The 19,821-nt window shown below is 57.7% G+C and carries 23 protein-coding genes; 17 read left to right on the top strand and 6 right to left on the bottom strand.

Annotated elements, in window-relative coordinates:
* The first annotated feature begins 133 nt into the window (after window positions 1-133).
* Window positions 134-499 carry an SPOR domain-containing protein gene (locus EIY72_RS04230; protein WP_093218028.1) on the top strand — a complete coding sequence of 122 codons (366 nt, stop codon included), beginning with the start codon at window positions 134-136 and terminating at the stop codon, window positions 497-499.
* A gap of 64 nt (window positions 500-563) precedes the next feature.
* On the opposite strand, the gene EIY72_RS04225 is transcribed toward EIY72_RS04230, so the two are convergent.
* The 3 genes from EIY72_RS04225 to EIY72_RS04215 all read right to left on the bottom strand — a co-directional run bounded on the left by EIY72_RS04225 (window position 564) and on the right by EIY72_RS04215 (window position 2,761).
* The gene (locus tag EIY72_RS04225) at window positions 564-1,256 is read right to left on the bottom strand and encodes an endonuclease (RefSeq protein WP_093218031.1); all 693 of its coding nucleotides are present in this window, start codon (window positions 1,254-1,256) and stop codon (window positions 564-566) included.
* Window positions 1,257-1,260: 4 nt separating this feature from the next.
* A complete protein-coding gene (locus EIY72_RS04220) occupies window positions 1,261-1,500 on the bottom strand; it encodes a DUF1654 domain-containing protein (protein WP_093218034.1) in 240 nt (79 codons plus the stop codon).
* Between the two features lie 172 nt (window positions 1,501-1,672).
* Window positions 1,673-2,761 (bottom strand): asparaginase, encoded by a 1,089-nt coding sequence (locus tag EIY72_RS04215; protein ID WP_093218037.1) that lies wholly within the window; start codon window positions 2,759-2,761, stop codon window positions 1,673-1,675.
* 350 nt (window positions 2,762-3,111) lie between these two features.
* On the opposite strand from EIY72_RS04215, the gene EIY72_RS04210 reads away from it, so the two are divergent.
* From EIY72_RS04210 to EIY72_RS04175, 8 genes are all read left to right on the top strand, one after another.
* Window positions 3,112-3,564, top strand: a complete 453-nt coding sequence (locus EIY72_RS04210; protein ID WP_093218040.1) for a hypothetical protein — start codon at window positions 3,112-3,114, stop codon at window positions 3,562-3,564.
* A 192-nt stretch (window positions 3,565-3,756) separates the two neighbouring features.
* Window positions 3,757-4,713, top strand: coding sequence for a sugar ABC transporter substrate-binding protein (locus EIY72_RS04205; RefSeq protein ID WP_093218043.1), 957 nt, complete (start codon window positions 3,757-3,759; stop codon window positions 4,711-4,713).
* 54 nt (window positions 4,714-4,767) lie between these two features.
* Window positions 4,768-6,321, top strand: coding sequence for a sugar ABC transporter ATP-binding protein (locus EIY72_RS04200; protein WP_093218046.1), 1,554 nt, complete (start codon window positions 4,768-4,770; stop codon window positions 6,319-6,321).
* On the top strand, window positions 6,318-7,295 hold the full coding sequence (locus EIY72_RS04195) for an ABC transporter permease (protein WP_093218048.1): 978 nt from the start codon (window positions 6,318-6,320) through the stop codon (window positions 7,293-7,295). Before EIY72_RS04200 ends, EIY72_RS04195 begins: the two co-directional genes overlap by 4 nt.
* Before the next feature lie 3 nt (window positions 7,296-7,298).
* Window positions 7,299-8,318: a LacI family DNA-binding transcriptional regulator gene (locus EIY72_RS04190; RefSeq protein ID WP_093218051.1), complete on the top strand. Its 1,020-nt coding sequence runs from the start codon at window positions 7,299-7,301 to the stop codon at window positions 8,316-8,318.
* Window positions 8,319-8,358: 40 nt separating this feature from the next.
* Complete coding sequence (rbsK, locus tag EIY72_RS04185; protein ID WP_093218054.1) at window positions 8,359-9,276, top strand: ribokinase; 918 nt, start codon at window positions 8,359-8,361, stop codon at window positions 9,274-9,276.
* Window positions 9,273-9,677, top strand: coding sequence for a D-ribose pyranase (gene rbsD, locus EIY72_RS04180; RefSeq protein ID WP_093218056.1), 405 nt, complete (start codon window positions 9,273-9,275; stop codon window positions 9,675-9,677). Before rbsK ends, rbsD begins: the two co-directional genes overlap by 4 nt.
* Window positions 9,678-9,720: 43 nt before the next feature.
* The gene (locus tag EIY72_RS04175) at window positions 9,721-10,749 is read left to right on the top strand and encodes a nucleoside hydrolase (protein ID WP_093218058.1); all 1,029 of its coding nucleotides are present in this window, start codon (window positions 9,721-9,723) and stop codon (window positions 10,747-10,749) included.
* Window positions 10,750-10,777: 28 nt separating this feature from the next.
* Here EIY72_RS04175 and EIY72_RS04170 read toward each other — a convergent pair whose 3' ends face one another.
* Window positions 10,778-10,987, bottom strand: a complete 210-nt coding sequence (locus EIY72_RS04170; protein WP_093218061.1) for a hypothetical protein — start codon at window positions 10,985-10,987, stop codon at window positions 10,778-10,780.
* Window positions 10,988-11,118: 131 nt separating this feature from the next.
* On the opposite strand from EIY72_RS04170, the gene EIY72_RS04165 reads away from it, so the two are divergent.
* Window positions 11,119-11,424 (top strand): hypothetical protein, encoded by a 306-nt coding sequence (locus EIY72_RS04165; protein ID WP_093218064.1) that lies wholly within the window; start codon window positions 11,119-11,121, stop codon window positions 11,422-11,424.
* Between the two features lie 165 nt (window positions 11,425-11,589).
* A complete protein-coding gene (locus EIY72_RS04160) occupies window positions 11,590-11,913 on the top strand; it encodes an I78 family peptidase inhibitor (RefSeq protein WP_093218066.1) in 324 nt (107 codons plus the stop codon).
* Between the two features lie 71 nt (window positions 11,914-11,984).
* Here the strand turns inward: EIY72_RS04160 and EIY72_RS04155 are convergent, their stop codons facing one another.
* Window positions 11,985-12,197 (bottom strand): cold-shock protein, encoded by a 213-nt coding sequence (locus EIY72_RS04155; protein ID WP_003179963.1) that lies wholly within the window; start codon window positions 12,195-12,197, stop codon window positions 11,985-11,987.
* Between the two features lie 292 nt (window positions 12,198-12,489).
* Entirely contained in the window at window positions 12,490-12,789 is a 300-nt protein-coding gene (locus tag EIY72_RS04150) for a hypothetical protein (RefSeq protein WP_093218069.1), read from the bottom strand.
* Between the two features lie 382 nt (window positions 12,790-13,171).
* Here EIY72_RS04150 and thrS point away from each other — a divergent pair, with 382 nt between their 5' ends.
* From thrS to pheT, 6 genes are all read left to right on the top strand, one after another.
* Window positions 13,172-15,094 (top strand): threonine--tRNA ligase, encoded by a 1,923-nt coding sequence (gene thrS / locus EIY72_RS04145; RefSeq protein WP_093218071.1) that lies wholly within the window; start codon window positions 13,172-13,174, stop codon window positions 15,092-15,094.
* Window positions 15,094-15,645, top strand: coding sequence for a translation initiation factor IF-3 (gene infC / locus EIY72_RS04140; protein WP_169843736.1), 552 nt, complete (start codon window positions 15,094-15,096; stop codon window positions 15,643-15,645). The genes thrS and infC overlap by 1 nt, the downstream gene beginning before the upstream one ends.
* 60 nt (window positions 15,646-15,705) lie before the next feature.
* Complete coding sequence (gene rpmI, locus EIY72_RS04135; RefSeq protein WP_002553160.1) at window positions 15,706-15,900, top strand: 50S ribosomal protein L35; 195 nt, start codon at window positions 15,706-15,708, stop codon at window positions 15,898-15,900.
* Window positions 15,901-15,928: 28 nt separating this feature from the next.
* Complete coding sequence (rplT, locus tag EIY72_RS04130) at window positions 15,929-16,285, top strand: 50S ribosomal protein L20 (RefSeq protein ID WP_007905879.1); 357 nt, start codon at window positions 15,929-15,931, stop codon at window positions 16,283-16,285.
* Window positions 16,286-16,394: 109 nt separating this feature from the next.
* On the top strand, window positions 16,395-17,411 hold the full coding sequence (gene pheS / locus EIY72_RS04125) for a phenylalanine--tRNA ligase subunit alpha (RefSeq protein WP_007992477.1): 1,017 nt from the start codon (window positions 16,395-16,397) through the stop codon (window positions 17,409-17,411).
* Between the two features lie 26 nt (window positions 17,412-17,437).
* Window positions 17,438-19,819, top strand: a complete 2,382-nt coding sequence (pheT, locus tag EIY72_RS04120) for a phenylalanine--tRNA ligase subunit beta (protein ID WP_093218074.1) — start codon at window positions 17,438-17,440, stop codon at window positions 19,817-19,819.
* Window positions 19,820-19,821: the final 2 nt, after the last annotated feature.

Here is a 19,821-nt window from a genome sequence, read left to right as displayed (position 1 = left end):
GACATTAATTCCCGAGACGTAACTATACAGAGGCCGTAACCATCATTCTCGTTGTTTTGAGCCCATTTTGCGGCACTCGTGAAGTATTCATGAATGCTAAAATCGCCGCTTTAAGCATTCAGAGGGAAACGCTGTGCGCAAAATGGTCTTGGTAATTGCAATATTAGCGCTGGCGGGATGTGGTGAAGGCAAAAACGTCGACGCCAGGAAGCCACAGCCGGCGGTCGTGACCTCACCCGCACCTGTGACGGGGCCGCAGTGGGAACTGGAAGTGCGCGGCGAAACACCTCAGGCGGTCAGCGACCTGAGTGGCTGGATGATCGAGCACAGCTTCATACCCGATGTCGTCAAGCAAAATGGCCAGACGCGTATTTTGATGGGGCCGTTCGCGTCCAAGGCGGAGGCCGACGCCAAGCAGGATGAGGTCCGCGCAGCCCTTACTCGCGCGAAGAAACAGAACATCGAGTTGCTGGTGCTTGAGCGGCCATCGGCACCGTAATGGTTTGAGTGTTGGTCAAAGGCTTCGGGTGCTGAACCCGAAGCCTTTTTTATATGCCCAGGCTTCAGCTGCACGCCTTCATGTCTACCGGGCCGACGAACTCGTTGGCGCGGCCCATGACACAGGCGACAGTCTGACTGCGTTGCCGCTCCCAGGCCTGAACCGGGTAGGTTTTGTTCCAGGCCTCGTACAATTGCCGATCCTGTTTGGACAGGCGCAAACCGTACTGCTTGCTCATGTAGAAATAGGTCCGCGCGATCATTCCGCGAATGGAGGGGCGGGGCATGACTTTCTTGGCGTTGAAATCGATCTGGGTCAGGCACGAGCCGTATTGACCAGGTTGCTCGGGTAACCAGCCAAAACTGAAATTGCTCCGATCACCATTGACCTCGCCAATACTGGGCACCAGGTTGTGCAGGTCGGCTTCGGCCTTCTGATAGGTGGCATCGTTGCGTGTGCAGTTCTTGCGCCCACCGTTTTGCCAGCACTTGCGTTGATGACCGATTTGCCAGGCTGGAACAATGTGCTCCCACTCGATTCGCGAAGCGCGCTTGGCATTCTTACGCGGCACATAACCACAAGCCGCGAGGTCCACTTTGTTGCCGGTGTATTTGCAGCCGCAATAGAACTCGGTGGACTGTGGGGCATACAATTTCCAGGCGATTTTCTTGGCTTCACTGAATGTGCGTGGGGCCTCTGCCTGAGCAGTGGTGACGCAAAACAGCAGCAGCCAGGCGAAACAACAACGAACACTCATTGACTCAGTCTTCCTTCGGTACAACCCAGAAAATCTGCACACCACCGTCGTCGCGATAGGCGAGCGTGACGTTATCGTTTTCGCCGATTTCTTCGAGCAGGCGCTCCCATTCATCTACGGGCTCTTCGGGAAGGCGAAAAATCAACGCTGCCTTGGCCTTTTGCGCGGTGGGGGAGTTGATGATTTTCTGCACCCGCAAGCCCATACGGACGTAGGTGTCGAGTGAAGCGGAAGAAGTGTCCATCGGATTATCCTTATTTAGCTGTACGTGCATACAGTATTTAACTGTAGGTGTTTTCGCAACTGCTTAAAGCTAAGGAAAATCCGCTGACAAGGGTTGACTCGATTGGAGGTAAACCTTTTCCAGTCAAGACGGGGAGCGGTGCCCGACCGAGAGTCGGTCGGGCGAGGATCAATCAGTATTCCCAGAACATGCGCTGCAGTTCTTTGCTGTCGTTGGTCTTGGTCAGAGCGACCATGGCCAGAATGCGCGCCTTTTGCGGGTTCAGGTCATGGGCCACGACCCAGTCGTATTTATCGTCGGGTTGCTCGGCGTTGCGCAGTACAAAGCCGCCGGCGTTGACGTGGGAGGAGCGGATGATCTGCACTCCATCCTTGCGCAAGGCCTGCAAGGTCGGCACAACCCGTGAGGATACCGAGCCATTGCCCGTACCGGCATGGATGATGGCTTTCGCACCTGATTGGGCCAGGGCCTTGTAGGCGGTGTCGCTGACGTTGCCGTAGGAGTAGGCGATTTCTACATCAGGCAGGGACTTGATGGTCTTGATGTCGAATTCCGAGTCCATGGTGTGACGCTTGGCCGGCAGGCGGAACCAGTAGGATTTGCCTTCGACCACCATGCCGAGTGGGCCCCAGGGGCTTTTGAAGGCTTCGGTCTTGATGTTGATCATCTTGCTGACATCGCGACCCGACTGAATCTCGTCATTCATGGTCACTAGCACGCCTTTGCCCCGTGCGTCCTTGCTGCTGGCCACGGCCACGGCGTTGTAAAGGTTGAGCATTCCGTCAGCCGACATGGCGGTGCCCGGGCGCATGGAACCGACCACGATGATCGGCTTGTCGGTTTTTTCCACCAGGTTCAGGAAGTACGCGGTTTCTTCCAGGGTATCGGTGCCGTGGGTGATCACGATGCCGTCGACGTCTTTGCTGTCCGCCAGTTCCGCCACGCGGCGGCCTAGTTGCAGAAGGTTTTCATTGGTGATGCTTTCGGATGCGATCTGCATCACTTGTTCACCGCGAACGTTTGCCAATTGGCTCAATTCAGGCACGCCGGCAATCAGCTGTTCGATGCCGACTTTCGCCGCCTGGTAGGTCGCGCTGTTTGCCGCGCTGGCGCCTGCGCCGGCGATGGTGCCGCCGGTGGCCAGGATCACGACGTTGGCGAGTTTTTGTTGCGCTTCCACTTCCTTGGCCTGAAGGGCAGTAGGCAGAAGTAGCAGCAGGGCCAAGGCGCCCGGAACAAAGGTCTTGAGTGCAGATGTCATTATTTTTCTCTTCTAGTAGTGAGACGGTGCTGATGCAGGTTCATCTAGATGCGCCCCAGGCGGATCTGAACGCTTGGGGTGCTTGAGAAGAGCAGGATGTGTACCAGTGTTGAGCGAGACTCAACAAATGTTTAACTTGATGATTTTTAAGGTTATTTCTTAGATTGAATTGAGGGGATTTCGAAAGGTTGTCCGGATTGCCGAACAGGTTGGGCGTTTGCGTTCGGTTCGCCGAAAGGTTTTTCAACATTTGTTTAATGATGGGTGTTTCGCTAAATCCCGGGCAGAAGCTAAAGAAACCGCTGCGCAGGTCGATGTTCCTTGAAAGGATGTTTTTCTCAGGAGTTCACATGTCGTTATCGGTTGGTTTTCCTAATGCTGCGGGCATCACCATCGGTGGTAAGTCGGCCGCCACGATCCATGCGTTGAGCGATGCGAGCGCGGACTCTGCCGCGCAGGCCTTGGGTGCGCAGCCAGATGACAGCAAGCAAGTCAGGACCGGGGCGCTCGGGCTGGAGGAGCCAGCGGCCCAGCCGAAAGCTGCCGACAACACCAGCATCACCGTGAAGGTGTTGCTCAAGCGCCTGAAAGAACTGCAACAGCAGTTGCGCGAGCAGGAGCAACAGCTGGCAGCGGCCCAGGCTGCGTCTTATCCGACACCGGAGGCGAAGATCAGCGCCGTGTCGGCCATTCAGGGGCAGATTGCCGATACCAACGGTGCGATCCTGGAGACAAGTGCGAGCTTGATCAAAGAGATGGCGAATGGCGCCAGCACCGGGTCGATGGTCAACACCACGGCATAAGTGCCAGGGCGTTTATCGCTAAACGTCCCTGAAAGCGCTTTTCAGGACGTTGACAAATAGCGGCAGGGTTCGCATAGTTTGCTTCTCGCAAACGTTTGCGCGGCCCGATCGAAGGTTTATCCATCGAATGGTTCGTGAAGCTTACGTCAGCGCAAGCGTTACTCACAATAATCATAAGATCGGAGTAAACCCATGAAGCTGCCATTCGCTGGACGCCTTCTTGCTGTCGCTATGCTCGCTGCTGCATCCGCCGCGCTGCCTGTCTCCTCGGCCTTCGCCGACACCCCGGAAAAACCCAAAGTTGCCCTGGTTATGAAATCCCTGGCCAACGAATTCTTCCTGACCATGGAAGACGGTGCCAAGGCTTACCAGAAAGAGCATGCCGGCGATTTCGACTTGATCTCCAACGGCATCAAGGACGAAACCGACACCGCCGGCCAGACACGCATCGTCGAGCAGATGATCCTCGCCAAGGTCAATGCGCTGGTCATTGCGCCGGCGGACTCCAAAGCCATGGTGCCGGTCATCAAGAAGGCCATCGATGCCGGTATTACCGTGATCAACATCGATAATCAGCTGGACCCGGCTGTGGTCAAAAGCAAGAACATCAGCGTCCCCTTCGTAGGCCCGGACAACCGCAAGGGTGCGCGCCTGGTCGGTGATTATCTGGCCAAGCAGCTCAAGGCCGGTGACGAAGTCGGCATCATCGAGGGCGTGTCCACCACCACCAATGCCCAGCAGCGCACGGCCGGTTTCAAGGATGCGATGGAGGCCGCGCAGATCAAGGTGGTGTCCCTGCAATCCGGAGACTGGGAGATCGACAAAGGCAATAAGGTCGCCGCATCGATTCTCAGCGAGTACCCGCAAACCAAAGCCTTGTTGGCTGGCAACGACAGCATGGCGGTCGGCGCGGTCTCGGCAGTTCGGGCCGCGGGCAAGGCTGGCAAGGTTCAAGTAGTGGGTTACGACAACATCAACGCGATCAAGCCGATGCTCAAGGACGGTCGTGTGTTGGCCACGGCAGACCAGTTCGCGGCCAAACAGGCGGTGTTCGGCATCGAGACCGCCTTGAAGATTCTCAAGGGCGAGAAGGTCGATAGCGGCGTCAATAGCGTGATCGAGACGCCAGTAGAGCTGGTCACCCAGTAGTTTTCCGGCGACGCAACGGCGCTCGTCCATCCGGGCGAGCGCATGGAGATTTTTATGTCTGTTTGCGACCCGAACGCTGTCCTCTCGGTCAGTGGTATCGGCAAGACCTACGCCCAACCGGTTCTGGCCGACATCGACCTGACGCTCATGCGCGGCGAAGTGTTGGCATTGACCGGCGAAAACGGCGCGGGCAAAAGTACGCTGTCGAAAATCATCGGTGGGCTGGTCACGCCGACTGCCGGACAGATGCAGTTTCAGGGGCAGGACTATCGCCCCGGCAGCAGGACCCAGGCTGAAACGCTGGGCATCCGCATGGTCATGCAAGAACTCAATCTGCTGCCGACACTGTCGGTGGCGGAAAACCTGTTTCTCGACAACCTGCCCAGCACCGGCGGCTGGATCAGTCGCAAGCAGTTGCGCAAGGCGGCGGTCGAGGCGATGGCGCAAGTCGGACTCGACGCGATCGATCCCGACACCCTGGTCGGGGAGCTGGGCATCGGCCATCAGCAAATGGTTGAAATCGCCCGCAACCTGATCGGCGATTGCCATGTGCTGATACTGGATGAGCCGACCGCCATGCTGACGGCGCGTGAAGTCGAGATGTTGTTCGAGCAGATCACACGCCTGCAGGCTCGCGGTGTGTCGATCATCTACATCTCCCATCGACTGGAAGAGCTGGCACGGGTCGCACAGCGCATCGCGGTGCTGCGCGATGGCAAGCTGGTGTGTGTCGAGCCCATGGCCAATTACAACAGCGAACAGTTAGTCACCTTGATGGTCGGCCGTGAACTCGGCGAACACATCGACATGGGCGCGCGCAAGATCGGTGCCCCGACGCTGACCGTGCAGGGCCTGTCTCGCGCCGACAAGGTTCGCGACGTGTCCTTCGAGGTGCGCTCTGGCGAGATCTTCGGCATTTCCGGATTGATCGGGGCAGGGCGCACTGAGTTGCTGCGACTGATTTTCGGCGCCGACATTGCCGACAGCGGCACGGTGGCACTGGGCTCGCCGACGCGGGTCGTCAGTATTCGATCGCCAGTGGATGCAGTGGCCCATGGGATCGCCTTGATCACCGAGGATCGCAAGGGTGAGGGCTTGCTGTTGACGCAATCGATCAGCGCGAATATCGCCCTGGGTAATATGCCCGGCATCTCCAGCGCTGGTTTCGTCGACGGCGCTGATGAACATGCGCTGGCCCAGCGCCAGATCGATGCCATGCGCATCCGCAGCTCCGGGCCCGCGCAATTGGTCTCGGAGTTGTCCGGAGGTAATCAGCAAAAAGTGGTGATCGGTCGCTGGCTGGAGCGTGATTGCTCGGTGCTGTTGTTTGACGAGCCAACCCGGGGGATCGACGTCGGGGCCAAGTTCGACATCTACAACCTGCTCGGAGCGCTGACGCGCCAAGGCAAGGCGTTGGTGGTGGTGTCCAGCGACCTGCGCGAACTGATGTTGATCTGTGACCGTATTGGCGTGCTGTCGGCAGGACGATTGATCGACACCTTCGAGCGCCACAGCTGGACCCAGGATGATCTGCTTGCCGCGGCATTCGCCGGCTATCAAAAACGTGATGCGCTGCTCAACGAAGCGGCGCCTGGGGATTTTTCATGAAAAGCGTTTCTTCGGCTGTCAGGCGCAGTGGCAACTTCTACGGTCTCGGCACTTACCTGGGGCTGGCCGGTGCGTTGCTGGCGATGGTCGTGCTGTTCTCGGTCCTGAGCAGTCATTTCCTCTCCTATGACACCTTCAGCACCCTGGCCAATCAGATCCCGGACCTGATGGTGCTGGCTGTCGGCATGACATTCGTGTTGATCATCGGTGGCATCGACCTGTCGGTGGGCTCGGTGCTGGCGCTGGCGGCGTCAACGGTCAGCGTCGCGATCCTCGGCTGGGGCTGGAGCGTGGTACCTGCCGCGCTGCTCGGCATGGCCATCGCCGCGCTCGCGGGCACCATCACCGGCTCGATCACGGTGGCGTGGCGCATTCCTTCGTTCATCGTCTCCCTCGGTGTGCTGGAAATGGCCCGCGGCGTGGCGTACCAGATGACCGGCTCACGCACTGCTTACATCGGTGATGCCTTCGCCTGGTTGTCCAATCCGCTTGCGTTTGGCATTTCGCCGTCGTTCATCATTGCCTTGCTGATCATCATCGTTGCCCAGGCCGTGCTGACGCGCACGGTTTTCGGCCGCTACCTGATCGGTATCGGCACCAATGAAGAGGCCGTGCGCCTGGCGGGCATCAATCCAAAACCCTATAAAATCCTGGTCTTCAGCCTGATGGGCTTGCTGGCAGGGGTTGCTGCACTGTTTCAGATTTCCCGGCTCGAGGCGGCCGACCCAAATGCCGGTTCTGGCCTGGAACTGCAGGTGATCGCAGCGGTGGTGATCGGCGGGACGAGCTTGATGGGCGGGCGCGGCTCGGTGATCAGCACCTTCTTCGGGGTATTGATCATTTCGGTATTGGCCGCAGGTCTGGCGCAAATCGGTGCGTCGGAACCCACCAAGCGCATCATTACCGGTGCGGTGATTGTGGTGGCGGTGGTGCTGGATACCTACCGCAGCCAACGCGCAAGTCGACGGGGCTGAGTCATGGCGACCATTAAAGATGTAGCGGCACTCGCCGGCATTTCCTACACGACGGTTTCTCATGTGGTGAACAAGACCCGGCCGGTCAGTGAAGAGGTCCGGGTCAAGGTCGAAGCTGCGATCAAGACCCTGGATTATGTCCCCAGTGCCGTGGCCCGCTCCCTCAAGGCCAAGACCACGGCCACCATCGGCCTGCTGGTGCCCAATAGTCTGAACCCTTACTTCGCGGAACTGGCGCGGGGCATCGAGGATTATTGTGAGCGAAACGGCTACTGCGTGATCCTGTGCAATTCCGACGATAACCCGCAAAAGCAGCGCAGCTACCTGCGTGTGTTGCTGGAAAAACGCATCGACGGGTTGATCGTGGCTTCGGCGGGCGGGGACAGCGGTCTGGCCAAGGGGCTTGCGGGAGTGCGCACGCCCATGGTGATCGTCGACCGCGGGCTGGACGGTGTTGACGCAGATCTCGTGCGCATCGATCACGAGTACGGCGCGTACCTCGCCACCCGCCATTTGCTGGAACTGGGCCACCGGGAAATCGCCACGATCAGCGGGCCGCAAACCACCAGCGTGGCGCAGATGCGTTTGGCCGGTTTCCGTCGGGCATTGAGCGAGGCCGGCTTCGAAGTGCCGAGCGATCGCGTGCTCGAAAGCGATTTCACCAGTACTGGCGGCTACAGCGCGGCGGCGACCCTGCTGGAGCGCAATCCTCCAACCGCCATATTCGCCGCCAACGACATGATCGGCATTGGTGTGTTGCGCGCCGCTGCCGAGCGCAATGTCCGGGTTCCGACAGAGCTGTCGGTGATCGGCTTCGACGACATTCAAATGAGCCGGTATGTGTATCCGGCGTTGACCACGGTAGGGCAGTCGATCCTGCAACTGGGCGAGATGGCCGCCGACGTGCTGTTGAAACGAATCGCGACGCCGAGCCTGGCGATTGACCAACGGATCGTGACACCGAGCATTGTCTTGCGTGAATCGACGGCACCGCTGGCCGGCGTCTTCGCGCAATTTCGCTAAGTTGCAACACCACCGAAACCGAATTGATGAGTAGCAACGTATGTCAGCAAAAGTAGTGGTGATAGGCAGTCTCAACATGGACCTGGTGACACGGGCACCACGCCTGCCCAAAGGCGGTGAAACCTTGATCGGTCATTCGTTTGCCACGGTTTCCGGTGGTAAAGGGGCGAATCAGGCGGTGGCTGCCGCGCGCCTGGGGGCGCAGGTGTCAATGGTCGGTTGCGTCGGCGACGATCCCTATGGGCAAGTGCTGCGAGACGCGTTGCTGGCCGATCACATTGACTGTCAGGCAGTCAGCACAGTTGCGGATTCCAGTGGCGTGGCGCTGATTGTGGTCGACGATAACAGCCAGAATGCGATCGTCATCGTCCCAGGCGCCAATGGCGCACTGACCAGCGCCGCGATTGATCAGGCTGACCCGGTACTGCAAACGGCGGAAGTGATCATCTGTCAGCTTGAAGTACCGGATGCAACGGTGGGGCACGCGCTCAAGCGTGGGCGAGCACTGGGTAAAACGGTCATCCTCAATCCTGCGCCTGCCAGTCGGCCCCTTCCGGCGGATTGGTTCGCGACCATTGATTACCTGATTCCCAATGAGAGTGAAGCGGCGACCCTGAGTGGTTTGCCGGTGGATTCCCTGGCCACCGCGCAAGCGGCGGCCGCGCGGTTGATCAGCATGGGGGCTGGCAAAGTGATCGTTACCCTGGGCGAGCAGGGCGTGTTGTTCGTCCAGGGTGATCGCGTCGAGCATTTTACCGCCTTTGCGGTAAAGGCTGTGGATACCACGGCGGCCGGTGACACCTTTGTCGGTGGTTTCGCTGCGGCCTTGGCGGCGGGTCAAAGTGAAGCCGAGGCCATTCGCTTCGGGCAGGTCGCGGCCGCGTTGTCGGTCACTCGCGCTGGCGCGCAGCCATCGATTCCCACCTTATCCGATGTGCAGGCATTCAAACCCTCATGAAAAAGACTCCTCTTCTCAATATTGCATTGTCACGATTGATCGCTTCGCTTGCGCATGGCGACATTGTGGTGATCGGTGATGCAGGCTTGCCGGTGCCACCGGGTGTCGAGCTGATTGATCTGGCGCTGACCCAGGGTATTCCGGATTTTGTCAGCACCCTGACGGTGGTGCTCAGTGAGATGCAGGTTGAGCGTCACGTGTTGGCTCAGGAAATGATCGAGAACAAACCCTCGGCGCTCGTGGCACTTGATGAGTTGCATGACGCTGGCGCCCTCGGCCAGCGCGAGCTGCTCAGTCACGAACAGTTCAAGGCGCTCAGCCGGCAGGCGAGGGCGATAGTGCGCACCGGAGAATGCCAGCCCTACTGCAATATTGTGCTGATCGCGGGGGTTACCTTCTGACGATCTGCTGTGTGTCTGTTTTCTCATGCACAAGGAGTGCGCCATGTGCCGCTACACTCAAAAACTGCCTTCATTGCTTCGGAGTCTGCTGCTTTTGTCCCTGATCACCGCAACCAGCGCCCAGGCGGCGAATAAAATCGACTTGATCATCGACACCGATCCCGGGGCTGATGATGTGGTCGCCTTGTTGTTTGCACTGGCATCGCCGCAGGAGCTGAACATTCGCGCATTGACCACCGTGGCCGGCAATGTGCGTCTGGACAAGACGTCGCGCAATGCACGCCTGGCTCGGGAGTGGGCCGGGCGCGAGGAGGTGCCGGTGTACGCCGGGGCGCCGAGGCCATTGATGCGCACGCCTATCTATGCCGAAGACATCCATGGCAAGGAAGGGTTGTCCGGCATCACTGTGCACGAGCCGGCAGCAGGGTTGGCCAAAGGCAATGCCGTGGATTTTCTGATTGATACCTTGAAGGCAGCAGAACCCCACAGCATCACGATCGCCATGCTTGGGCCGCAGACCAATCTGGCCTTGGCGTTGATCCAGGCACCAGAAATAACGCAAGGCATCAAGGAAGTGGTGGTCATGGGCGGGGCTCACTTCAATGGCGGCAACATAACCCCGGTGGCGGAGTTCAACCTGTTCGCAGACCCGCAAGCGGCCGAAGTGGTGCTCAAAAGTGGTGTGAAGCTGACGTATCTGCCGCTGGATGTGACTCACAAGATCCTCACCAGCGAAGCGCGTCTGAAGCAGATTGCGGCCATCAACAACCAGGCGAGCCGGTTGGTGGGCGATATTCTCAATGAGTACATCAAGGGGGATATGGTGCACTACGGCCTTTCAGGCGGTCCGGTGCACGACGCGACGGTCGTTGCCTACCTGCTCAAGCCCGAGCTGTTCAGTGGCCGGGCAGTCAACGTCGTGGTCGATAGTCGTGAGGGTCCGACCTTTGGTCAGACCATTGTCGACTGGTACGACGGCCTGCACGCGCCGAAGAATGCCTTCTGGGTTGCAAACGGTGACGCACAGGGCTTTTTCGATTTGCTAAGTGAGCGTCTCGCGCGCTTGAAATAGCCTTCGACGCTTCAGGGCAAATGGATCCTCACTCCTGCAGAGTGGGCGCCAGGGGTTCATGGGTCGGAAACTTCTCGAAAATTTGTTCGATGAAAGACTGGGCGGCCTCTGTGCCCAGTTCCTTGACCAGTAGATCGATGGCGATGATGGCCAGCTCTTCCGGGCTGCCCGGGCTGTAGGAGCTATGGCCCTCTGGCCATTTGGCTTTGATATCGGCGTCGATGCTGACAATGGTCATGACGGTGCTCATTGGGGTGGCAAGGGCTGAAGGACGAGTTAACCATTTTGCCGGGCGTTTGGCACTCCGACTTAGGCATCAATGGCCGGCTATGCGACACTTGGCCTTTGGCGTTTTCCAAGGACAGTGCTGTGCAGATCGATTTGAACTCCCCCGATGGCCTGACCCTCGAGGCTGTCCGTCAGATGCTGGCGGCCGCCAGTGACGATGTGCATACCCAGTTGCGCGTTACCAAAGGTGGTATTGCCTATATTTCGTCAGGCGTCGTTGGCGGGACGGATATCGACGGTTTGTTGTTTCGTCTTGAAACCTGGGCCAAAGGTTCTGGGTATGTCGGCCGTGTCGCCGCCAGCGACGAGGTCTGGGTCATGCAGATATTCAATGCCTTGAAGCAGAACTGGCCGAATCCCCCTTTTGACTACATCGACGTTTATTGAGGGCTTTTCATATTCAGTCACGATTGCGTGAGGAAGGGCAGGAGGCGGCTGAGGCAAAATCGCGCTTCGTCCGGATCAAGGGCATGGCGCTGCGCTGGCCTTTGAAACCAAACCTCGGTTTGGCTGTCGCACGATCTCAGCTTAATAATTGAAATAGGAGGCTTCATGCCTTGGAAGCTCGCGTCATTGGGTTCACTGTTGACCGTTGCCATGCTGGCCGGTTGCAGCAGCACTCCCTCCACCGAGTCGGCAGCAGGCACTGTTGCGACGACTGACACGGGTCATAGTCGATGCGATGCAAAGGCTGCTGAATTCACGATTGGCAAGCAGGCCTCGGCAGAGCTGCTGGAGCAGGCACGAACTCGCTCGGGGGCGCAGAATGCGCGATTCCTCCTGCCGACCGATATGGTGACGCTGGAGTATCGCTCCGATCGCCTGAACCTCAACACCGACGCCAGCCGGGTTGTCACTCGGGTCAACTGCGGCTGACAGCTCCAGCTTTTGCATGACCCATAAAAAACCCCGTCACATGGACGGGGTTTTTTTAGTGCGCCTGGAAATTACTCTGGGCGAACTTGAGCAGCTTGCATACCCTTTTGGCCTTTCTCAGCCACGAAGGAAACAGTCTGGCCTTCTTTCAGGCTTTTGAAACCGTCGCTTTCGATAGCTTTGAAGTGTACGAACAGGTCGTCACCGCCACCTTGAGGAGTGATGAAGCCGAAGCCTTTTTCATCGTTGAACCATTTAACGGTGCCGGTTTGGCGATTAGACATGGTGTATCTCCAAGAAACATATATTTTCAGTAGTACTGTGCTGCTCAGGCCAACTGGGCACACCCGGGTATCATAGTCGAAATGTTCGCTTTGGGAGCCCCCCACACGCGTTGTTTGCTTTCATATTGCACGTCTTTCACCGCCGTGAATCGCTACGAGCCCCGGTTTCAGGGGCTTTGCGCTGCAAATGGGGGGGTTAAAAAAACCCATAAAAGCTGCGTAAATTATGTAAATCGACTGGTTTTTGGCTGATTTTGACCTGCAAATCAGGCAAAAACCGATCGGTGTGGCGCTATTTCTGGACTTTGCACGCCGAGATTTCTTTCAGTGCGCGCTGTGCCAATTGAGTCGTTGGAGGCGTGTTTGGATCCATCAATTGGCTGATTTCCTGGGCAGTAAATTTCTTTTCCAGAATGTCGGCACCGCAGGTGCAGCTGGTTTTTGCCTGGGCCGCGTTAACGCTTTGGCTCGCCGCCGCAGAACAATCTTTCATGTATTTGTCCTTCAGACCGGGTGGCCAGGCAGCTTGCGCGCTCAGCGGCAGCATCAGGGCCAGTGGGGCGGCAAATGCAAAAAGATGGATCAGGCGCATGAGAGGGATTCCTTGGGTCGATATGTGTGACGATTCTCAGCCAATTTGAGGTGGCTCGTATATCTCAAGTTCACTGCCAAGCCTGAAAGTGAGGAAATTTTCACGGTATTAACGGCGGACGAGTCGTTACCGTTCATCTGTGCTAGCATCCTCCGTTCGGGTTTTTGCAAGCTCCGGCAGACCTTCTGTCCCGGTAGCGGCAGATTCGCGATTAACCCTGATTTGAATCCCAGTCACTCTGGTTCGGTTTTCCGGTTGGCCGCAAGGCTCCTGCCGCTGTAAGGCAGGCGTTCGTCATTGAATGGCCTGGATCGGATCTTGTACTGGCTCATCCCAACCCACGTGACCTTTGGTAGGGGTCACCACTAGGAGAGGAGGCGCCATGCCAACTATTACTCTTCCCGACGGCAGTCAACGTTCATTCGATCACCCGGTTTCCGTAGCGGAGGTCGCCGCATCCATTGGTGCAGGCTTGGCCAAGGCCACCGTGGCCGGCAAAGTCAATGGCAAGCTGGTCGACGCCAGCGACATCATCGACAGCGACGCATCGCTGCAAATCATTACGCCAAAGGATGAAGAGGGGCTGGAGATCATTCGCCACTCTTGCGCCCACCTGGTTGGCCACGCGGTCAAGCAGCTGTACCCGAGCGCCAAAATGGTGATCGGCCCGGTCATCGACGAAGGCTTCTATTACGACATCGCCTTCGAGCGTCCTTTCACCCCGGACGACCTGGCAGCCATCGAACAGCGCATGCAGCAGCTGATCGAGAAAGATTACGACGTCATCAAGAAGGTCACTCCGCGCGCCGAAGTGATCGAGGTGTTCAAGGCCCGTGGCGAAGACTACAAGCTGCGCCTGGTCGAAGACATGCCGAACGAGCAGGCCATGGGCCTGTACTACCACGAAGAATACGTCGACATGTGCCGTGGCCCGCACGTGCCGAACACGCGCTTCCTGAAATCCTTCAAGCTGACCAAGCTGTCGGGCGCCTACTGGCGTGGCGATGCCAAGAACGAGCAATTGCAGCGCGTTTATGGCACTGCCTGGGCCGACAAGAAGCAACTGGCGGCGTACATTCAGCGTATCGAAGAAGCCGAAAAACGCGATCACCGCAAGATCGGCAAGCGCCTGGGCCTGTTCCATACCCAGGAAGAGTCGCCGGGCATGGTGTTCTGGCACCCGAATGGCTGGACCCTGTACCAGGTGCTCGAGCAGTACATGCGCAAGGTTCAGCGCGACAACGGCTATCTTGAAATCAAGACACCGCAAGTCGTTGACCGCAGCCTGTGGGAGAAATCCGGGCACTGGGCCAACTATGCCGACAACATGTTCACCACTCAGTCGGAAAACCGCGATTACGCAATCAAGCCAATGAACTGCCCGTGCCACGTGCAGGTGTTCAATCAGGGCCTGAAAAGCTACCGCGAGTTGCCGATGCGTCTGGCCGAATTCGGTGCCTGCCACCGTAACGAGCCGTCGGGCGCCCTGCACGGCATCATGCGCGTGCGTGCGTTCACTCAGGATGACGCCCACATCTTCTGCACCGAAGAGCAGATGCAGGCCGAATCCGCTGCTTTCATCAAGCTGACCATGGACGTCTACGCCGACTTCGGCTTCAAAGATGTCGAGATGAAGCTGTCCACTCGTCCGGAAAAACGCGTCGGTTCCGACGAGTTGTGGGATCGCGCCGAAGCGGCATTGGCTGCAGCCCTTGATAGTGCTGGCCTGCCGTACGATCTGCAGCCGGGTGAGGGTGCGTTCTACGGTCCGAAGATCGAGTTCTCGCTGAAAGATTGCCTTGGTCGCGTCTGGCAGTGTGGTACTCTGCAGCTCGATTTTAACCTGCCTGTCCGTTTGGGAGCCGAATACGTCTCCGAAGACAACAGTCGCAAACATCCCGTCATGTTGCACAGGGCGATTCTTGGCTCCTTTGAGCGTTTCGTCGGGATTTTGATCGAGCATTACGAAGGGGCATTCCCTGCGTGGCTCGCGCCGACCCAGGCAGTGGTGATGAATATCACTGATAAACAGGCAGATTTTGTTGCCGAAGTTGAAAAAACTCTCAATGAAAGCGGGTTTCGTGCCAAGTCTGACTTGAGAAATGAAAAGATCGGCTTTAAAATCCGCGAGCATACCTTGCTCAAGGTTCCCTATCTCTTGGTTATTGGAGATAAGGAAGTCGAGATGCAGACTGTCGCTGTGCGTACTCGTGAAGGTGCTGACCTGGGCTCGATGCCCGTCGCCCAGTTCGCCGAGTTCCTCGCGCAAGCGGTTTCCCGGCGTGGTCGCCAAGATTCGGAGTAATTATTATTAAGCGTGAAATGAGACAAGATAAACGAGCTGCACCGAAGGCCCCGATCAACGAGAATATCTCGGCACGCGAGGTTCGGTTAATTGGCGCTGACGGCGAGCAGATTGGCATCGTCTCGATTGATGAAGCGCTTCGTATTGCTGAAGAAGCCAAGCTTGATCTGGTAGAAATCTCCGCCGACGCAGTCCCGCCTGTTTGCCGGGTGATGGACTACGGCAAATCGATCTTCGAAAAGAAGAAGCAGATTGCGGCAGCGAAGAAAAACCAGAAGCAGATTCAGGTAAAAGAAATCAAGTTTCGTCCAGGGACGGAGGAAGGGGATTACCAGGTAAAACTGCGCAACCTGGTACGTTTCCTGAGTGACGGGGACAGGGCCAAGGTATCCTTGCGATTCCGCGGCCGTGAGATGGCCCACCAGGAGCTGGGGATGGAACTCCTCAAGCGAGTTGAAGGTGACTTGCTCGAGTACGGTTCGGTCGAACAGCATCCTAAGATGGAAGGACGCCAGCTGATCATGGTCATCGCCCCGAAAAAGAAGAAGTAATCAACAGGGCACGGCAGGCCTTCTGATTATGTTTATCAACTGAATGCGGAGTATCCGAACATGCCAAAAATGAAGACCAAAAGTGGTGCTGCTAAGCGGTTTCTGAAAACTGCTAACGGTATCAAGCACAAGCACGCTTTCAAGAGCCACATCCTGACCAAAATGTCGACCAAGCGTAAGCGTCAACTGCGCGGTAGCAGCTTGCTGCATCCGTCTGACGTGGCAAAAGTCGAGCGCATGCTGCGCCTTCGTTAATTTTAGTCAAGAATAGAGGAAGTAACTCATGGCTCGTGTAAAGCGTGGCGTCATTGCCCGTAAGCGTCACAAAAAAATTCTGAAACTTGCTAAAGGCTACTACGGCGCACGCTCCCGCGTATTCCGTGTTGCCAAGCAAGCGGTAATCAAGGCAGGCCAATACGCCTACCGTGACCGTCGTCAGAAAAAACGTCAGTTCCGCGCTCTGTGGATCGCTCGTATCAACGCTGGTGCTCGTATCAACGGTCTGTCCTACAGCCGTTTCATCGCCGGCCTGAAAAAAGCGTCCATCGAGATCGACCGTAAGGTTCTGGCTGATCTGGCAGTGAACGAAAAAGCGGCGTTTGCTGCGATTGTCGAGAAAGCTAAAGCCACCTTGGCTTAAGTACCCCCGACAGTCACCCGGCCTCGCATCTGTGGGGTCTGGTGTTAAACGTCATAAATAGGGGAAGAGCCTTCAAGCTCTTCCCCTATTTTGTATCTGGAGTCTGTACATGGAAAACCTGGACGCGCTCGTCTCTCAAGCACTAGAGGCTGTGCAAAGCGCTGAAGATATCAATGCCCTGGAGCAAATCCGGGTTCACTACCTTGGTAAAAAGGGTGAATTGACTCAGGTGATGAAGACCCTGGGGAATTTGCCGGCTGAAGAGCGTCCGCAGGTCGGTGCGCTGATCAACGTTGCCAAGGAGCGTGTTACAGAAGTCCTTAATGCGCGCAAGGCGTTGTTTGAAGAAGCCGATCTGGCTGCCAAACTCTCCGCCGAGTCCATTGACGTGACTCTGCCTGGCCGCGGTCAGACCTCCGGGGGTCTGCATCCGGTAACCCGTACGCTGGAACGCGTCGAACAGTTCTTCACTCGCATTGGCTACGGCATTGCCGAAGGCCCCGAGGTCGAAGATGACTATCACAACTTCGAAGCGCTCAACATCCCAGGCCACCACCCGGCCCGGTCGATGCACGATACCTTCTATTTCAACGCGAACATGCTGTTGCGTACCCATACCTCGCCGGTACAGGTCCGCACCATGGAGTCCAAACAGCCACCGATCCGCATCGTCTGCCCAGGCCGTGTGTATCGCAGCGACTCCGATATCACCCACTCGCCGATGTTCCACCAGGTCGAAGGCCTGTTGGTCGATCGCGACATCAATTTTGCCGACTTGAAAGGCACCATCGAAGAATTCCTGCGGGTGTTCTTCGAGAAAGAACTGGCGGTGCGTTTCCGTCCTTCGTACTTCCCGTTCACCGAACCATCCGCTGAAGTCGACATGGAATGCGTGATGTGCAGCGGCAAAGGCTGCCGCGTCTGCAAACAGACAGGCTGGCTGGAAGTCATGGGCTGCGGCATGGTTCACCCGAACGTGCTGCGCATGTCCGGGATCGATCCGGAAGAGTTTTCCGGCTTTGCCTTCGGCATGGGCGTTGAGCGTCTGGCCATGCTGCGTTACGGCGTGAACGACTTGCGTCTGTTCTTCGACAACGACTTGCGGTTCCTCGCGCAATTTCGCTAGTCGTAACGAATTCTTAGGAGAGCAGGATGAAATTCAGTGAACAGTGGTTGCGTGGCTGGGTCAGCCCGCAAGTGAGTCGCGACGAGCTGGTTGCTCGTCTGTCGATGGCCGGTCTTGAGGTCGATAGCGTTACGCCGGCCGCCGGTGTTTTCAGTGGCGTGGTGGTGGGCGAGGTGCTGAGCACCGAGCAGCACCCGGACGCCGACAAGTTGCGTGTCTGCCAGGTCAGCAATGGTGCGGAAACCTTCCAGGTCGTGTGCGGAGCGCCAAACGCGCGCCCGGGCCTGAAGATTCCGTTCGCGATGATCGGCGCCGAATTGCCGGGCGACTTCAAGATCAAGAAAGCCAAGTTGCGTGGTGTCGAGTCCAACGGCATGCTCTGCTCGCAATCCGAGTTGCAGGTTGGTGAAGGCAACGATGGTCTGATGGAATTGCCGGCCGATGCACCGGTGGGTGAGGATTTCCGTGTCTATCTGGATCTGGAAGACGCCAGCATCGAGGTCGATCTGACCCCGAACCGGGGCGACTGCCTGTCCCTCGCTGGTCTGGCGCGTGAAGTCGGCGCACTGTACGCCGCTCCAGTGGTACGTCCGGTGGTGGCTGCGGTTCCTGCCGCGCACGATGAGGTGCGATCGGTAGAAGTGCTAGCGCCTGCTGCATGCCCGCGCTACCTCGGTCGCGTCATTCGTAACGTCGACCTGTCCCGGCCTACGCCGCTGTGGATGGTTGAGCGTCTGCGGCGTGCTGATGTGCGCAGCATCGATGCTGCCGTCGACATCACCAACTACGTGATGCTGGAACTGGGTCAGCCTCTGCACGCCTTCGATCTCGCCGAAATCAATGGCGGTATCCGTGTGCGCATGGCCGAAGAGGGTGAGAAGCTGGTGCTGCTCGACGGTCAGGAAGTCAGCCTGCGTAGCGATACGCTGGTGATTGCCGACCACACCCGTGCCCTGGCCATCGCCGGCGTCATGGGGGGCGAGCACAGCGGCGTCAACACCGCGACCACCCGTGACATCTTCCTTGAGAGTGCGTTCTTCGATCAGATCGCCGTCGCTGGCAAAGCCCGTTCCTATGGTCTGCACACCGATGCTTCGCATCGTTACGAGCGTGGCGTGGATTGGCAGCTGGCCCGTGAAGCCATGGAGCGCGCCACTGGCCTGCTGCTGGAAATCACCGGTGGTGAAGCAGGTCCGATTATCGAGACCGTCAGCGAGCAGCACTTGCCGTCGATTGCACCGATCACCCTGCGCGCCCAACGCATCACTCAGATGCTGGGCATGGAAATGGATTCGGCCGAAGTCGAGCGTCTGCTCAGTGCTTTAGGCTTGACCATTACCGTCGATGGAGCAGGGCAGTGGCGTGTAGATGTACCGAGCCATCGCTTCGATATCAGCCTGGAAGTCGACCTGATCGAAGAGCTGGCCCGTCTGTACGGCTACAACCGTCTGCCGGTTCGTTACCCGCAAGCCCGCTTGGCGCCACAAGCCAAGGCAGAGGCGCGTAGCGATCTGCCTGAACTGCGCCGTCTGCTGGTGGCTCGTGGTTATCAGGAAGCGATTACCTACAGCTTCATCGATCCGAAACAGTTCGAACTGTTTAATCCGGGTGTAGAGCCGTTGTTGCTGGCCAATCCGATTTCCAACGACATGGCGGCCATGCGTTCGTCGCTGTGGCCAGGTCTGGTCAAGGCGTTGCAGCACAACCTGAACCGTCAACAGGATCGCGTTCGCCTGTTCGAAAGCGGTCTGCGTTTCGTCGGCCAGCTCGATGGCCTGAAGCAAGAGCCAATGCTGGCAGGTGTGGTTTGCGGCAGCCGTCTGCCGGAAGGCTGGGCACAGGGTCGCGATGTCGTCGACTTCTTCGACGTCAAGGCTGACGTGGAAGCGGTGCTTGGCTTCGCGGGTGCATTGGACGCATTCACGTTCATCCCGGGCAAACACCCGGCATTGCACCCGGGTCAAACCGCGCGCATCGAGCGTGAAGGTCGTCTGGTTGGTTTTGTCGGTGCTATCCATCCGGAATTGTCGAAGACGCTGGGTCTTGATCGTCCGGTCTTCGTCTTTGAGCTGGTTCTGGCGGAAGTGGCTTCGGGCAAAATGCCTGAATTCCGTGAGTTATCGCGTTTTCCTGAAGTGCGTCGTGACTTGGCGCTGATTGCGGACACAAGCGTCGCAGCGACGGCTGTGCTGGACGTAATCCGTGAAAATGCAGGTGAATGGCTCACAGATCTCAGGCTGTTTGACGTGTATCAGGGTAAAGGTATTGATCCTGATAGAAAAAGCCTTGCAGTTGGCTTGACCTGGCAGCATCCATCGCGCACTCTTAATGACGATGAGGTGAATACCGCAACGCAAAACATCCTCACCTCGCTCGAACAAAGGTTGAACGCCACGTTAAGGAAGTGACG

This window comes from Pseudomonas vancouverensis (genome assembly GCF_004348895.1).
GTDB lineage: Bacteria > Pseudomonadota > Gammaproteobacteria > Pseudomonadales > Pseudomonadaceae > Aquipseudomonas > Aquipseudomonas vancouverensis.
This window is presented reverse-complemented; position numbering and strand designations above follow the sequence as displayed.